The sequence below is a fragment of the Streptomyces sp. DSM 116793 genome (assembly GCF_057320905.1).
In genome coordinates this window covers 3,426,736-3,442,319 of sequence record NZ_CM170494.1, presented here as the reverse complement: position 1 = coordinate 3,442,319, position 15,584 = coordinate 3,426,736, and the positions used below count along the sequence as shown (strand labels likewise).

Annotated in this window: 12 protein-coding genes and 1 pseudogene; 8 read left to right on the top strand and 5 right to left on the bottom strand. The window is 74.6% G+C overall.

All coding sequences use genetic code 11. The annotated features are described in order from the left end of the window. Nucleotides 1-14: 14 nt before the first annotated feature. The 4 genes from ACSMXW_RS13400 (at nucleotide 15) to ACSMXW_RS13385 (ending at nucleotide 3,675) form a co-directional block, all read left to right on the top strand. A complete protein-coding gene (locus ACSMXW_RS13400) occupies nucleotides 15-944 on the top strand; it encodes an endonuclease/exonuclease/phosphatase family protein (protein ID WP_485806436.1) in 930 nt (309 codons plus the stop codon). A gap of 470 nt (nucleotides 945-1,414) precedes the next feature. Then, complete coding sequence (locus ACSMXW_RS13395; RefSeq protein ID WP_485806434.1) at nucleotides 1,415-2,083, top strand: hypothetical protein; 669 nt, start codon at nucleotides 1,415-1,417, stop codon at nucleotides 2,081-2,083. A gap of 213 nt (nucleotides 2,084-2,296) precedes the next feature. Continuing rightward, nucleotides 2,297-2,851 carry a SigE family RNA polymerase sigma factor gene (locus ACSMXW_RS13390; protein WP_485806433.1) on the top strand — a complete coding sequence of 185 codons (555 nt, stop codon included), beginning with the start codon at nucleotides 2,297-2,299 and terminating at the stop codon, nucleotides 2,849-2,851. Beyond that, on the top strand, nucleotides 2,848-3,675 hold the full coding sequence (locus tag ACSMXW_RS13385; protein ID WP_485806431.1) for a hypothetical protein: 828 nt from the start codon (nucleotides 2,848-2,850) through the stop codon (nucleotides 3,673-3,675). Before ACSMXW_RS13390 ends, ACSMXW_RS13385 begins: the two co-directional genes overlap by 4 nt. A 171-nt stretch (nucleotides 3,676-3,846) precedes the next feature. On the opposite strand, the gene ACSMXW_RS13380 is transcribed toward ACSMXW_RS13385, so the two are convergent. The 4 genes from ACSMXW_RS13380 to ACSMXW_RS13365 form a co-directional block, all read right to left on the bottom strand. Next, complete coding sequence (locus ACSMXW_RS13380; protein ID WP_485806430.1) at nucleotides 3,847-5,991, bottom strand: SpoIIE family protein phosphatase; 2,145 nt, start codon at nucleotides 5,989-5,991, stop codon at nucleotides 3,847-3,849. A gap of 784 nt (nucleotides 5,992-6,775) precedes the next feature. Then, nucleotides 6,776-7,099: a hypothetical protein gene (locus ACSMXW_RS13375; protein WP_485806429.1), complete on the bottom strand. Its 324-nt coding sequence runs from the start codon at nucleotides 7,097-7,099 to the stop codon at nucleotides 6,776-6,778. 131 nt (nucleotides 7,100-7,230) lie between these two features. Beyond that, nucleotides 7,231-8,217, bottom strand: coding sequence for an SRA domain-containing endonuclease (locus ACSMXW_RS13370; protein ID WP_485807991.1), 987 nt, complete (start codon nucleotides 8,215-8,217; stop codon nucleotides 7,231-7,233). Continuing rightward, on the bottom strand, nucleotides 8,196-9,347 hold the full coding sequence (locus ACSMXW_RS13365) for an SEC-C metal-binding domain-containing protein (RefSeq protein WP_485806428.1): 1,152 nt from the start codon (nucleotides 9,345-9,347) through the stop codon (nucleotides 8,196-8,198). Before ACSMXW_RS13365 ends, ACSMXW_RS13370 begins: the two co-directional genes overlap by 22 nt. A gap of 577 nt (nucleotides 9,348-9,924) precedes the next feature. Here ACSMXW_RS13365 and ACSMXW_RS13360 point away from each other — a divergent pair. From ACSMXW_RS13360 to ACSMXW_RS13350, 3 genes and pseudogenes are all read left to right on the top strand, one after another. After that, nucleotides 9,925-10,287 (top strand): DUF6412 domain-containing protein, encoded by a 363-nt coding sequence (locus ACSMXW_RS13360; protein ID WP_485806426.1) that lies wholly within the window; start codon nucleotides 9,925-9,927, stop codon nucleotides 10,285-10,287. A 164-nt stretch (nucleotides 10,288-10,451) separates the two neighbouring features. Next, nucleotides 10,452-11,318, top strand: a pseudogene (locus tag ACSMXW_RS13355) (YidC/Oxa1 family membrane protein insertase); the annotation flags it as partial. 329 nt (nucleotides 11,319-11,647) lie between these two features. Continuing rightward, nucleotides 11,648-12,502, top strand: a complete 855-nt coding sequence (locus ACSMXW_RS13350) for a fumarylacetoacetate hydrolase family protein (RefSeq protein WP_485806424.1) — start codon at nucleotides 11,648-11,650, stop codon at nucleotides 12,500-12,502. A gap of 188 nt (nucleotides 12,503-12,690) precedes the next feature. Here ACSMXW_RS13350 and ACSMXW_RS13345 read toward each other — a convergent pair whose 3' ends face one another. Continuing rightward, a complete protein-coding gene (locus tag ACSMXW_RS13345; RefSeq protein WP_485806422.1) occupies nucleotides 12,691-13,767 on the bottom strand; it encodes a Gfo/Idh/MocA family protein in 1,077 nt (358 codons plus the stop codon). Nucleotides 13,768-14,108: 341 nt separating this feature from the next. Here ACSMXW_RS13345 and ACSMXW_RS13340 point away from each other — a divergent pair, with 341 nt between their 5' ends. Further along, nucleotides 14,109-15,575, top strand: a complete 1,467-nt coding sequence (locus ACSMXW_RS13340; RefSeq protein ID WP_485807989.1) for an ROK family transcriptional regulator — start codon at nucleotides 14,109-14,111, stop codon at nucleotides 15,573-15,575. Nucleotides 15,576-15,584 lie beyond the last annotated feature (9 nt).

Below are 15,584 nucleotides of genomic sequence, written 5' to 3'. Positions count from 1 at the left end.
GGGGGGCGGTTCCCGTGACCACGACGCCCGGTGGCATCCCGCCGCGGATGAGCGACCTGCCGGGGACGGGCGGCGAGGCCGCGCCGCCGCCGGCCGGTGCGGGGCGGCTGCGGGTGCTGACGATGAACGTGCTGGAGCGGCAGTACGCCGACGGCGACCGGCGGCGCGCCGCGCTGGCGTGGCTGCTCGGGCGGCTCGACCCCGACGTCGTCGCCCTCCAGGAGGTCACCCGCGAGGAGGCGGCGGGGCTGCGCGCGGACGGCTGGCATGTGGCACTGCACCCGCACTGGTCGGCCGGGCCGCCCGAGGGGATCGGGGCGGTGCTGGCCGCGCGGCGGCCGTTCGGCCGGGTCGAACAGAACGGGCTACGGGTGACCGGGCGGACCGCGACGACCCCGTGGTGCGGCGTCGTCGCCGCGGAGCTGCCGTTGCCCGAGCCGCTGGGGAGCGTCCTCGTGGTGCACCACAAGCCGAGTTTTCCGTACGGCTTCGAGCGTGAGCGGGAGCTTCAGGCGGTGGCCGCGGCACGGCTGGTGGAGGACGCGGTGACGGCGTGGGAGGTGCGGCACGTGGTGCTGGCCGGAGATCTGGACGCCGCGCCCGACGCGGCGAGCATCCGGTTCTGGCAGGGGCTCCAGTCGCTGGACGGCATGAGCGTCTGCTACCAGGACGCCTGGCTGCGGCGCCGCTCCGACGTCGCCCCGTCCGAGGGGCACACCTTCACGCCGCGCAATCCGCTGGTCCGGCGTGGGGACATGCCGGAGGAGGCGGGGCGGCGCATCGACTACGTGATGGTCCGCTGCGGCCTCCACGGTCCCACGCTGCGCGTGGCGGCGTGCGAGCTGGTGGGGGTGGAGCCGGTGTCGGGGGTGCAGATCAGCGACCACTACGGCGTCGTGGCGGACCTGACGCCGCCGTCGCACCGGCCCGGCCGCTGGGCCTGAGCCGCCGCCCCGCGCCCGCGCGCCGCCTGTGGGGCTGCGCGCCGCCTGTGGGGCTCCGTCCGGAAAGGGGCGCGGGGAACTGCGCGAGCAACCACGAAGAGGCCGTCAGATCCAGGGCCACCCACGCCCTTGAGGCAGTAGGGGGCGCGGCCCGAAGGGACAGCCTCTCCCGTCTCCCGTCTCCTGTCTCCCGTCTCCCGTCTCCCGGCGCCGGCCGGTGGTGGGTTGCGCGCGGCGGTTCCCCGCGCCCCTTTCGCGGGTCCGCCGCGCGGGGGCGAACAGCCCACTACCGGAGGGTGGCCGCCGCAGGCGCGTCGTGGCCCGGTCACGGGCGGGGGCGAAGAAAACCCGCGGACATGTCATCCAGGACGCGGCCCAGGGAGTTTGGAGAGGGAGAGAGGGCGACATCGGCCTCTCCCCATGCCCATTCGGACCCCAAGGGTCCGCATCCTGCGAGGAGTTGTCCGTTCATGACACGGATGCAGAAGTACGTGGCCGCCGCGGCCGTCGCCGCCGCGCTGGTGGGGACGCCCGCGGCGGCGTACGCCACCGTGCAGGGGCCGGCCGCGTCCGGGGCGGTCGCGAAGACCACGGTGGCCGAGGCCGCCGCCCCGGCGAAGGCCCAAGGGGCGCAGGGGACCCAGGGGACTAACGGGACTCAGAGGACCCAGGGGCCCCAGGGCTCCGCGGCGCAGGCGGCCGCGGACAGCGCCGCCCCGACGCCGGACATCGTCGCCCCCGGTGAGCACGTGACCGCCGCCCCCGGCTTCGAGCTCTGGCTCACCCCCGAGGGCAAGTACTGGACGACGCCGGACTCGCCCGAGCCGCAGTTCCGCAGCGTGGTCGACGGCAACATAGACCCGAGCACCCCCGGCGTCTCGCTCCAGGCCGCGATCACGTCGGGCCACGCCTACCTGAGCGGCCTGTACTACGGCGGCAAGGGCACCGCGTCCCGCGTCGTGGTCGAGACCAAGGCCGGGACCGTGCGCGGCAAGCTCATCGAGCTCGCGGGCAAGCCCGGCTGGGGCGTCTGGTACGCCACCGCCGACTTCGGCACGGGCGGCTCCGACCCCGACTTCATCACCAACGCCACCGTCTACGACACGAAGGGCGGGGTCTACGCCCAGCTGAGGTCGTGATCCCGTGGGTGGGGGACCGCACGGTCCCCCACCCGTGGCCCGTGGTCTCTGTCCGTACCCCGTGGGGCCCGCGCCCCCGCAACGCGCCCCTGCCGCAACGCGCCCCGCAGCCTGCAAGCCGCCCCCGCAACCTGCACTCCGCCCCGCACCCCATCGCCCCGTCTCCCCCCGCCTCCCCCCGCACCCCGCAGCCGACCCCGAGGGACCGCGCCCGTGCCGCAGTACGAGACATCCGCAGCCTCAGCCGGGGGCGTCGACTTCGCCGCCTACTCCGCCGCGGCCTGGCCCCGTCTGGTGCGCACCGCGCACCTGCTCACCGGCGACTTCCACGAGGCCGAGGATCTGGTGCAGACCACGCTGGCCAAGGTGTACGCGCGCTGGCTGCGTATCCCGCGGGACGACGTCGACCGCTATGTGCGGCGCTCGCTCGTCAACAACAACCTGAGCCGGTTCCGCAAGAGACGCATCGTCCAGCTGCTCGTGCCGTCCCTGCCCGAGAGGGTGCACCAGCCGAACGCCGGGCACGCCGAGTCGGTCGAGCGCAGGGCCGCGGTCGCCGACGCGCTCGCCGCGCTCTCCACGCGGCAGCGGACCGTGCTCGTCCTGCGCTTCTGGGAGGACCTCACCGAGGCGGAGATCGCCGATCTGCTCGGCTGTTCGCCCGGCACGGTCAAGACCCACGTCCGGCGCGGCCTCGCCGTCCTGCGCACCCACCCCGCGTTCGACGTCTCCGACCGCCCCCGCCCCGTCACCGGAGCCCGCCGATGAACCACTCCAGGACCGAAGCCGAACTCCACGAGGCGCACACCGGGGCCGCAGCCGCATCCCGCGGCGCTGGCGCCGGGACCGGGACCGGCCTTCCCTGCGCGGCCGCCGAGGCCGGGCTGCTGCGTGCGGCGCTGGCCGAGGCCGCGCACGGGATCACTCCGTCGCGGCTGCCGCTGGCGGCCATCGAGCGTGCCGGACGGCGGCGCCGGCACCGGCGCAGGGCCGCCGTGCTCGGCGCCGGGTGCGGGCTGCTGCTGGTGCCGCTGGCCGTGGTGGGGCTGTGGGCCACGGGCGCCGGCGACGGCGACCGGGGCACGCCGCCGGCGGCGAGCGCAGCGCCCTCCGCGTCCCCCTCCCGTTCGGCTTCCGGGTCCCCGCCGGTCCCGGGGAGGGCACGGGTGGTCGCGCCAGGCGAACGCGTCGCGGTCGCGCCCGGCACCCGCGTCTGGCTGACGGCGGACGGCCTGCACTGGACGGCACCGGGACAGTCGGAGCAGTTCAAGAGCGTCACCGACGGCAACATCGTGCGGGACCGGCCGGGCGTCGGCCTTGAGGTGTCGAGCCAGGGCGACGACCGGTTCCTGTTCGGCGTCTACACCGGCGGGGAAGAGGCCGCCCGCGTGCGGATCGAGACAGCGGACGGCACGGTCGAGGGCACGGTCGTCACGCTGGCGGGCAGCCCGGGGTGGGGCGTCTGGTACACGACGACGAAGACGAGCCACGCCCCCGCGATGAGGGACGGGCACGTCGACACGGGCGTCGGGAAGGTCACCGTGTACGACACGGCGGGCGGGCTGATCGCGAGCTCCGACTTCGGGGGCTAGGGTCACCGCCCCGTACCCCCTGCCGGGTGGCCGGCGCCCATCGACCGCGCCATCCGGTCACCGTCATCCCGGTCACCGCCGTCACCCCGGTCACCGCCGTCACCCTGGCCACCGCCGTTGCCTCGGTCACTGCCGTCGCCCCGGTCACCGCCGTCCCCCCGGTCATCCCGCTCACCCGCGGCGGACCGAGGACTGGCCGCCGTGGGAGGTCTGGATCAGGAGCAGGGCGAGGTCGTCGCTGCGCGGCGTCCAGCGCGTCGCATGGTGGACCAGCGTGTCGGCGAGCACGTCGATGGGCTGGTGCCCGGCCCTGACCAGGGTGTCGGCGAGCGCGGCGGTCGCCTCGTCGGGATCGGTGCCGGGGGCCTCCACCAGACCGTCGGTGTAGAACAGCAGCACGGAACCGGGCGGCAGATCGACCTCCGTCGTCACATAGCGCGCGCCGGGGTCGATGCCCAGCAGCAGGCCGGCCGGCAGGTCGAGCACCTCGGCATGCCCGTCGGCGTGCCGCAGCAGCGGCGGCGGGTGGCCCGCGGAGGACAGGTGGGCCCGCTGGTGGGCGAGGTCGAGCCGGGCGTGCAGGCAACTGGTGAACAGGCCCGGATCGAGATCGGTGAGCAGCCGGTTCGTGCGGGACAGCACCTCGCCGGGCGGCGACCCCGCGGTGGCGTGCACGGCGGTGCGGACCTGCCCCATCAGGGCCGCCGCGGTCACACTGTGCCCCTGGACGTCGCCGATGGTCACCGCCGTCGCCGCGGGTCCGATGCGCATCACGTCGTAGAAGTCGCCGCCGATGTCCATGCCGCGGGTCGCCGGGAGGTAGCGGGCGACCGCCTTGAGGCCGGGCACGTGCGGCAGCGCCTGCGGCAGGAGGCTGGACTGCAGGCTGTGTGCGAGGTCCTGCGTGGAGTCGTAGATCCTGGCCCGGTCCAGGGCCTGGGCGATCAGGCCGGCGAGCGCGGTCAGGATGGAGCGCTCGTCCTCCGCGAAGGTGTGCGGCCGGTCGTAGGCCAGCACCAGCGTGCCGACGGTGCGGCCGGACGCGATCAGCGGCAGGAACGCCCAGGACGACTTGCCGTCGCGCAGTGCCGCCGCCGGGTAGGCCCGCTTCAGGTCGGTGAAGCTGGTGAAGAAGCGGGGTATGCCGGTGGTCAGCACATGGCTGGCCGGGGCGTTCGCGGTGATCGGGGCGGCGTCGAAGAGGGTCATCAGCTCGGCCGGATAGCCGCGGTGGCCGATGATCCGCAGCCGGCCCTCCTCGGTGACCATCAGGGCCAGCGCCTGGGCACGGAACGCCGGCATGATCTGGTCGGTGACCTGCTCGACCACGTCCTGCACCCCGAGCGTCTCGGTGAGTGTGGCGGCCAGGTGCACCAGGTAGTAGAGCGCCGTGGCCCGCCCGGGGGCGGCCGTCTCCGTGGGCCGCAGCACCGCGACGCTGTCCGGGACCTCGTCCGTCGTGGCCGGGATGATGCGCATGCTGACGCCGTGCTGGTCCGCGTGGAGGTAGAACGTGAGCCAGTGGTCCGGCGGCCTGAGCACGCTGCACGACGTGGACTCGCCGCTGACCACCGCCGCGCGGTAACGGTCCTCGAAGACGGGGTCGTCCAGCCAGGGCAGCGCCTCCCGGGGGGAGGCACCCAGCAGGTCGGACGGCTCGGCGCCCAGCAGCTCCGCCCCGGTGTCGGAGACGAAGCTGACCCGGCCCTCGGTGTCCAGCGCGCAGCAGCCGCCCGGCAGCCGCTGTGCGAAGTCGGCCGCGGCGAGGGCCACGTCCGGTTCTGGGGTGCGGGTGCGGGGCGGTGGCAGCACCCGGGGCTGGGCGCCGGGCAGCACGGACCGGCCCATGCCCTCGGCGCTGCGCAGCAGGACGCCGAGGCGGTGGCAGCAGTTCCACACGGCGTCGCGCTCGTACGAGGTGAGTTCGGGCGGGTGCGAGCCGCGCCAGCCGAGCGAGAGGCAGCCCCAGTCCCTGCCGCCCTCGGTGATCGGCGCGGCGAGGAGCGCGAAGCGGTAGGGCATGACGAGGGACGTGCCCGGGTAGCGGCGGGCCAGCTCCTCCCGGCTGCACAGCCACACCAGGCGGTGTTCCCGGACGGCGTCCCCCACCGGGACCGGCGCCGCGAGGCGGACCTGCAGCCAGGGGGTCGTGAGCTGCTGCGGGATCCCCATCTGCAGCGCCAGCCGCAGCACCTGCTCGCCCGGCGGCAGCAGGTAGAGGAATCCGGCCGACGCGCCGGTCTCCCGCACCACCTCGGTCAGCGGGAGATCGAGCTGCTCAAGGCCGGATCCTGTGATGGCGACCGGACCCTGCACGCCTTCACCTTCCCACGGTGGCGGACGACGGCTCCCCGACACGTCCCGGACGTCCACCGGCCCGGCGCCCTGGACGCTCAGCGGCCCGCCCTGTGGTGGACCGCGGCGCGTCCAAAGCCCCGGGACGCCCGAGGCGCCGCACCGTCCGCCGGTGCGCCTGCCTGCGGGACGCCGGCCGGCCGTGCCGGTGGCTCGGGCTCGCCGATCGTGGCGGACGTGGCCTCCGTGGCCGGCGAGGACCGCACCTGGCGTACCGCAAATCGCCCATAAGGGGATTTTACGCCCATCGTGGGGGGCGGGCACGGTCCGTCCGGGGGTGGGAGCCGACCGACCTGGGGGGTGGGCGCGGTCGGAGTGAGGTGGGCTCGGCCGGTCGTGGTGCCGGCGACCGTGGGGGTTGGTCGAGCGTGCCGTGCCGGCCGAGCGCGCGGGGGCATGCTCGCGGGAGCCGGGAGCCGGGAGCCGGGAGCCGGGAGCCGGGAGCCGGGAGCCGGGAGCCGGGAGCCGGGAGCCGGGAGCCGGGAGCCGGGAGCCGGGGGCCGGGAGCCGGGAGCCGGGGGGACGGTGGTCGGCGAACCGGGCGGCCGGGGACCGGCGAACCGCTCCTCAGTCGAACCGCATGCCCGTATGCCGACCGCGGCGCGGCGCAGGCGGCCCCGGAGCGGCCCGTCGGTGGGGGGCGAGGGTCAGCCCGCAGGCGGCGGCGAGGTGGTCGGCGACCTGGGGCACGGTGCGCCGCCGCCGAAAGGTCCGTTGATCCACAGCGGCACGCCGGGCGTCCCGGTCAGGCGGACCTCCGGTCGGCGAGCGCCCAGGAGGCGAGGGCGACGCCGCCGGCCACCGAGAAGACGGCGGGCCAGGCGCCGACCTTCTTGGCCAACGGGTGTGAGCCGGCGAACGCGCCGACGTAGGCGACGCCCAGCGCCCCCGCCGCCCTGGGCCCGGCCTGCCGCCACCACTGCCACCCGGCGACCCCACCGGCCACCGCCAGCACCGCCCCACCAAGCTCCCGCCGCCTCGTCCACCGCGCCACGGCATACCCCCCGACCAGCCCGGCTGCGGCCACCGGGGCACTGGGAAAACGAGTGAGGCCACTACTGCGGGCCATGAAGACCTCCGTCACATCGAACCCCGACCAGGACGCTACTCCGGCCCCGAGGCTAACCCGGCAACCCGCCCATCCCACCGGCACCCCGACGCCACTGGTCCCGACCGCCGACCAGGTACGCGCATTTCGGCTTACCTCTCCGCGCCGCCCGGCGAATCCACCAGCTCACCGTCAAACCCGTCGCGAGTCTCATGGGGCCAGATGAGGCGGATGGCGAGCGAGGCGCACAGGGCGCGTAGGCCATCACGGGGGCGACTGGGCACGAGAATGGCGAGCTTCGGGCGCGGCTGAATGTATCGCTGATAGTCAAAGAGCTGTCCAATGGCCATACGGATGGATTCGCGTGTGGCCTGCCCCTTGGCCTCAATGAGGACATTGTCCGTGTGGTCGTACAGATCCGTGTAGAGGCTGCTGCGCTCGCCTTCCGGCGTGATCCTCTTGCGGGAGACCTTGTGCCCACGCTCCTCTAGGTAGTCCCGGTATGTAGAGAGTAGTTTGCTCTCCCGCCTGTGAACTTCTATTTCCTCGAGCCTGGGCTGTTGGAGAGTGTGTGGCGTGTTGAAATCCTCCGGCGGGATATCGTCAACCGACGTGGTCGCTACGGGGATATGGGAGATGCGTGGTTCCTGGCGCTGGCGGTCGGGCTCGACGGGCCGGAGCCTAAAGACGATGACGGACCTAAGGGTCTTGTTGACGTCCAACGACTCGGCCCGGTACCAGGGATCTGTGCTGGGTAGGTCAAACTGGCCGCGGTACGCCACCACCCCTGGATGGACGGTCTCAAAGAGGTGGAGTTCTCTACCGTCCGCGACATGATCGCGAATGGCCTTGTTCCCCGCGGTCATAAGTTGATCCCCCCGTTGGCCCTCTCCGGTGTAGTGGTAGCAGCCGTCGTCACCCCAACCGTCGCGGTATCCGTATCGCGCACCCTTCTTGGGGTCGCTGAAACACATCACCATGCGTGACTCGCGTGAGTGACTGATCCCGCTCTGGCGGTTTCCTTTATAGGTTTTGTGCAGCTCGCGGCGGCGAATCTCGCCCCCTACGGGAATGTCCAAAGCCTCTCCAGTAGATGGTGTTCGGAGTGAGCGGGACGTTAGCGGTTGCGGCCGTGGCATTCGCTGTAAGGACGACTCGACGTGCACCAACAGGGATCCGTCGGGGGCGGGGGCCAGGGGAGGGCTCGGCCGCGGGCGGCGAGGGTGGTGGCGTACTGGGGGAGGAGGGTGGTGTCGGTGGGGGACGAGGACTCGGAGGCGGCGAAGGCCTCGTACGAGGGGACGGTGGCGGAGACGATGCCCAGGTTGTCCGTGCCGGACGCGGCGAGCTCCCGCAGGGACCGCTCTATCGTGGCCAAGTGCTCCTCGTGGGAGGGGTACTCGGCGGCCAGCGCCGGGTACGCGGCGGTGAGCTCGGCGAGTTCGGCCGCCGGCCAGTGTAGGACCGCGACCGGGAAGGGGCGGGACAGGGCCGCGCGGTAGGTGCCCAGTTCGGCGCGGAGGCGGGAGATCTCGGCGCGCAGCTCGGCCGGGTTGTCCGAGCCCAGGGACCAGACCCGCTTCGGGTCGTGCAGCTCGTCCAGGGGGACCGGCGCGGTGTGCAGGGCGTCCGCGAGGCGGTCCCAGTCGTCGTGGTCCGCGCCGAGCATGCGGCGTACGCGGTGGCGGCCGAAGAGGAGGGGGTGGGTGCCGAGGCCGGGCGCGGCGCCCCCGGCCGACCCGGTGGTTCCTGTGGGGCCACCGGTTCCGGGATCTTCAGCGTCTTCGGGCTTTCCGGCGGTGTCCGCCGCAGTTCCCATGGCTTCCGTGGCCGCCGCTCCCTTGGGCAGCAATACCCCCATCGCCTGCGAGAACGTCTCGTGCGCCGCGTCGAGTTCGTCGTGTGCCTCCAGGGCCTCCGCGACGATCATCCAGGGGGCCGGGTCGGCGGGGGCCGCGGCGCGGACGCCCTCGATGATGGCGCGGGCCTCCGCCTCGTGGCCGTACTCCCAGAGGTTCGCGGCCTTGAGCGCCTTGATCAGCTGGGGCTTCTCCAGGCCCGCCGGTGTGGAGGAGGCGAGGAGCCGGTCGTAGAGGGTGGTGGCGCGCTCGCGTGCGCCGGCGAGTTCCAGGTGCGCCCCGGCCTGGAGCAGCAGGTGCTCGGCGTCCTCGGGGTAGAGCGCGGCGATGCGCTCCAGGCGTTCGGCTTCGGCGACGTGGTCGACGTGGTCGACGTGGTCGGGGAGCGGGGTGTCGGCTGCGGCAGGCATCTCGGGACACATGGGGAAACCGTACTGCCGTGGCCGCCCCCGTAGGGCGCGAGGAAATGCATGCGACGTCACGACGAGAGCCGGGCAGGTGCGACGAGACCCGGCGGCAGGTGCGACGAGACCCGGGGGCAGGTGCGACGAGACCCGGGGGCAGGTGCGACGAGCCGGGGGCAGTTGCGACCCGAGCCGGGGGCAGTTGCGACCAGAGCCGGGGCAGGTGCGACGAGACCCGGGGCAGGTGCGACGAGCCCGTCGGGTCCGGGGGCGCCTCCCACGCCCTTCGGACAGTGGGCCCGTCCGAAGGAGGGCGGCCGCGAACGGACGTTCCCGGCCACGCCGCCTACGGCAGCGCGGTGCCGATCGGCCCCAGGCCCTCGTGCCCTGGACGAGGGTGGGCAGGAAGCCGGAGGGCCGACTACCGCGCCACCGAGGCGAGGTGACACAGACCACACCGTCCGGGCGGCCCACCGGCGCGGTCCCCCGCGTACGGTCGAGCGGTAGGACACGTGCGGCCGGAACGGCGGACGTGAACCGCCGCCGCACGGCGAACCGCGAGGCGAGAGGAGGGCAGGCAGGCATGACGGGACTCCCTGGGATCCGGGCAGGACTCCGGTCAGGGCTCCGGTCAGGGCTCCGGCCGGTACTGCGGCCCGCCGCTCTGCTCTTCTTCCTGCTCGCCGAGATCGTCCTCGTCGCACTGGCCGATGCCGACGGCATCCCCGTCGCCGTCGCCTTCGCCGCCACCGCCGCGACCGGCGCCGCCCTCGTCGTCTGCTCCCTGCTGACCGCGCGCAGCGCCCCCGTCGTGCCGCACACCCTGGTCCGGACGACCCTGCGCGACCGCGCGCGGCGCACCGCGTTCCTGCCGCAACGCGACCCCGCCGCACCGGGTCGCAGCCGGCCGCGAGCGCCAAGCCGGCCCCTCCCGACGGCCGCGTAGGGCTACGCGGGGTCACGGGACGGCTGCCGAACGTCGCCCGCGAGACCCTCCGGATTCCCCGGGACCCATGGGCACCTCCGGGTCCCCGCCGCTCCGCGGACCGTCACGCCGTCGCGTCACCACGCGTTCTCCCCGGCACGACGAGACCCCAGGAGGGGCTTCCCATGTCTGTTCTCGCGACCTTCGCCGACCTGGTCGGGCACCTGGCCCATCTGCTGCAACCGGTGTTCCACACCTCGGCGACCGCCGCCGCGATCGTGCTCTTCACCGCGCTCGTACGGCTGCTCGTCCACCCCCTGTCGCGGGCCGCGGCCCGCGGGCAGCGCGCCCAGGCGCGGCTCTCGCCGCGGATCGCCGAGCTGCGCCGCACCCACCACAAGAACCCGGAGAAGCTCCAGAAGGCGATGATGGAGCTGTACGCGGAGGAGAAGGTCTCACCGCTCGGGGGCTGCCTGCCGAGCCTCCTCCAGCTCCCGGCGTTCTTCCTGCTGTACCACACGTTCTCCTCGACGAGCATGGGCGGCCACGGCAACGCCCTGCTCCACCACACCCTCTTCGGCGCACCGCTCGGCGGGCGCCTCGTCGGCGCGCTCGGCGACGGCGGGCTCTTCGGGGCGCGGGGGCTGGTGTACCTGGGACTGTTCGCCGTCGTCGCGGCGGTGGCCACGTTCAACTACCGCATGACCAAGCGGTCGATGGCCGCGAACGGCACGGCGGTGCACGGCACGGAGGCGACGGGCGCCGCCGCGAAGGGAACGTCCGCCAAGCGCGCCCCCGTGAAGGGCGCGCCCGCCAAGGGCACGTCCAGGAGCGGTGCGAGCGGTGCGCGGTCCGGCGCGGGCCCGTCCGAGGGCATGTCCGCCATGGCCGCCATGACGAAGGCCATGCCGCTGATGTCGTTCCTGACCCTGGTCACGGTGGCCGTCGTGCCGCTGGCCGCCGCGCTCTACGTGGTGACCAGCACCACATGGAGTGTGGTGGAGCGCGCCGTGCTGCACCGGGACACGACGGCGGCGGACGCGCCCGCCCGGGACGCTGAGAACACCGGCTCCACCGGGCCGGCCCAGGCCGGGAGGCTCGCCCGCGCGCTCAGGACGACCGGGTTCCCCAAGGCCGTCGGGTTCCCCGGGGCCGCCGCGCTGCCGGGCCTCGCCAAGTCCGCAGAGGCGGCGAAGGGCTCCGAGAGCACGCCGGCGTGACGGGGTGACACCGCCGCACCACCCGCCAACCGGCCGGGGTCCAGCCCGTGGGCGGGGTATTGCGGAGGCAGCCCTCACCTTGGAGGATCAACCAAACATCCGATGGCCGGCCGGGCCGGGCCAACCGGGCAACAACCCAGCAAGACCGAGGGAGATCGACCATGAAGCTGCTGCGTGTCGGTGCGGCGGGCGAGGAGCGTCCCGCGCTGCTCGCCGCCGACGGGAGCCTGCGCGACCTGTCCGGACTCGTCACGGACGTCGACGGGGCCCTGCTCGCCGACGACGGGGCACTGGCCCGGGTCCGCGCCGCGGGCGAGTCCGGCGAACTGCCGGTGCTCGACGCCGGCCTGCGGATCGGCCCGCCGCTGGCCCGCATAGGCAAGGTCGTCTGCATCGGTCTCAACTACCACGACCACGCCAAGGAGACCGGCGCCGAGCCGCCCTCCGAGCCGGTCGTCTTCTTCAAGGCGGCCGACACGGTGGTGGGCCCGAACGACACCGTGCTGGTGCCGCGCGGCTCCACCAAGACCGACTGGGAGGTGGAGCTGGCGATCGTCATCGGGCGCACGGCCCGCTACCTGGCGTCCCACGAGGAGGCGCTCGCGCACGTCGGGGGCTATGCGCTGTCGAACGACGTGTCGGAGCGCGAGTTCCAGCTGGAGCGCGGCGGCACCTGGGACAAGGGCAAGAACTGCGAGACGTTCAACCCGCTCGGCCCCTGGCTGGTGACCGCGGACGAGGTGCCGGACCCGCAGGCGCTCTCGCTCAGGACCTGGGTCAACGGCGAGCTGAAGCAGGACGGCAGCACGGCCGACCAGATCTTCCCGGTGGCCGAGGTGGTGCGGTACGTCAGCCAGTTCATGACCCTGTACCCCGGCGACGTCATCAACACGGGGACGCCCGCGGGCGTGGCGATGGGCCGGCCGGACCCCAAGCCGTATCTGCGGGCCGGGGACGTGGTGGAGCTGGAGATCGAGGGACTCGGCCGCCAGCGGCAGGAATTCGGCGCGGCCTGAATTCGGCGCGGCCTGGCCGGGCGGCGCGCGGCGGCGTTCTGTCCCGGCCGCCCCGGCCCACCATCTGGGGGCACGAGGGGCCTCCTACGCCCAGGTGGTGGGTGGGAGGCCCCCGAGGCGGCGGGGGACTGCCGGTGGTGGGTCGCTCGCGCCGGTCCCCGCGCCCCTGAGCAGGCCGTGGCGGCCCCTCACAACCTCACGACGGTGCCGTCCGCGGCGGACCGGCGTGCTGCCTCCAGGACCGCCAGGGCCGCCGCGGCCTCAGCGGCCGGCACCGGATTCGCCGCCCCGGTCCGCAGGGCGGCCGCGAGGTGCGTGTAGTACGCGGGGTACGCGCCGGGGAGGCTCGGGTACGGCTCGCCGTGCCCGGTCACGGCGGAGTGACCGGTGGCGATGTGGCCCCACCGGGCCTTGGGCTCCCGCCCCCAGTCGGGGTCCCCGGACGGGCGGCGCCCCTCGCGGAGCGCCTCCTCCTGCGGGTCGAGGCCGTACTTGACGTAGCCCGCGCGCGAGCCCAGCACCCGGAAACGCGGACCGAGCTGCGCCGCCGTCGCCGAGACGTACAGGTGGGAGCGGACACCGTTCGCGTGCGTGAGGGCGAGGAACGTGTCGTCGTCCGCCCCCGTGCCCGCCCGCCGGGTCTCCGACTCCGCGTACACCCGGACCACCGGGCCGAACAGGACGAGTGCCTGGTCGACGACATGGCTCCCCAAGTCGTAGAGCAGACCTCCGATCTCTTCCGGGGCGCCGGACTCGCGCCAGCCGCCCTTGGGCTGCGGCCGCCACCGCTCGTAACGCGACTCGAAGCGCCATATGTCGCCCAGCGTGCCCTCGGCGAGGAGGCGGCGGAGCGTCAGGAAGTCGCTGTCCCAGCGGCGGTTCTGGAAGACGGAGAGCAGCAGGCCGCGCTGCTCGGCGAGCGCGGCCAGGTCGCGCGCCTCGGCGGCGGTGGCCGCGAGCGGCTTGTCCACCACGACGTGCAGACCCGCCTTGAGCGCGGCCGTCGCGTACGTCGTATGGGTCTTGTTCGGGGTCGCGACCACGACGAGGTCGAACTCGTCCGCGCGCGCCCATATCTCGTCCGCGCTCCCGGCGAACCGGACCTCCGGGAACTCCGCCCGCGCCTGCTCCCGCCGCTCCGGACTGCCGGTGACGATGGTGTCGAGCGTGAGGCCTTCCGTGGCGGCGATGAGCGGGGCGTGGAAGACGGAGCCTGCCAGGCCGTAGCCGAGGAGGGCGGTGCGGAGGGGGGCCGTGTCAGTCATGCGGCCACTTTGGCAACAGCGTTGCCAAAGTGCAAGCCCCCGGGCACAATGTCCGGGGCCGCCCCGGTCGCAGGCTGCTGCGCCCTGGCCGACCATGGGGCCGCCGCGGAAAGCCGCGCGATCAGCTGCTACCGCGTCCCCCCACCGCCCTGCGGGGCGCGGGCGGTACCCCCGTCCTCTGCCCGTGGGTGGGGCCGGAGTGGCCCTCTGCCCGTGGGGTGGGCCGGCCCCCCGCCCGTGAGGTGGGCCGGGGTGGTCCGGTACGACGGAAACCGGGGCGGTCCGGTACGACGGAAAGGGGACTGACCGTGGTCGACGGAGAGCCGTACGCCGGGGATGCCGTGCCGCGGGTCGCCGGGTCGGGGTGGCCGTCCGGAGCGAACCTTCCCGTCCTGCGCGGGCACAACACCGCCCTCGTGCTGGACCTCCTGCGGGCCGCGGGCCCGCCCGGCATCAGCCGCCGTGAACTGGCCGACCGGACCGGCCTCACCCCCCAGGCCGTCAGCAAGATCACCGCACGGCTGCGCGCGGAGGGGCTCGCGGCGCCCGCCGGCCGCCGCGCCTCCACGGGCGGCAAGCCCCCGACCGCCCTTCGCCTGGTGCCCGGCGCCCGGTACGCCGTCGGCCTGCACCTCGACCGCGACGCGTGCACCGCGGTCCTGGCCGACCTGACCGGCACGGTCGTCGCGGAACGCCATGGACCGCTCGACCTGGGAGCGGGTGCCGAGGAGGTGGTGGACCTCGTCGTCCGCAAGATCCGCGCACTGACGGCGACCGTGGGGACGGGCGGGCCGGCGGGAGCCCGGTTCGGCTCCGCCGGCCTGGCATCCGGTCTCACCGGCGCGGCGCCCGGCACCCCCGGCGCGGTGGCCGGTACCAGCGGCACGCCCGCGGTCACCGCCATGCCCCCCGCCGCCGCCGTGCCGCCGGCCGCCGTCCTGCCCCCGGACACCGGCGTGCTCGGGGTCGGGGTCGCCGCGCCGGGGCCGCTGGACCACCGGCTCGGAGTGCTGCACAGGCTCACCGGCTTCCCGGAGTGGGACGGCTTCCCCCTCCGTGACGCCCTCGCCCGGCGGCTCGGTCTGCCGGTCGTCGTCGACAAGGACACCAACGCGGCGGCCCTCGGCCTGTCGCTGCGGACGGACCTCGGCCCCGCCGGGGCGCGCGCGCACTCCTTCGCCTACCTCCACCTCGGCACCGGCCTGGGCGCCGGCATCGTCCTCGGCGGGACCGTGCACCGGGGGGCCCGCACCGGCGCCGGCGAGTTCGGGCACCAGGTGATCCTGCTCGACGGGCCCCGCTGCCCGTGCGGGAACCGCGGCTGTGTCGAGGCGCTCTGCCTGGACGCGGTGGCGCGCGGGGACCTGGCCGGGGCCGCCCGGGTGCTCGGGGAGGGTGCGGGCAACCTCATCGCGCTGCTGGACGTCGACCGCGTCCTGCTGGGCGGCGCGACGATCACGGGGATCCCGGGGGCCGGGGAGCGCTTCGTGCGCGGGGTGGCCGCCGTGCTCGCCGAGCGCGCCCGGCGCGCCGGACGCGACCGGCCCGTCCCCGTCGCCATCGCCCCGGGCGGCCCGCGCACCGTGGCCGAGGGCGCCGCACAACTCCTCCTCGCCCCCCTCTTCGGCCGCGCACCGGCGGCCCCCGCGGCCTCCGCGGCCCCCGGCGCCCCCGCCGTCCCCGGGACCCCCGCCGCTCCCGGGGCACCCACGGTCCCGTCCGTCCCCGCGGCATCCGCAGTGCCCGGCGCATCCGCAGTGCCCGCCGCACCCGCCGCACCCGGAGCAGCCGCGGCACCCGCCGATTAGGCTGTCCGG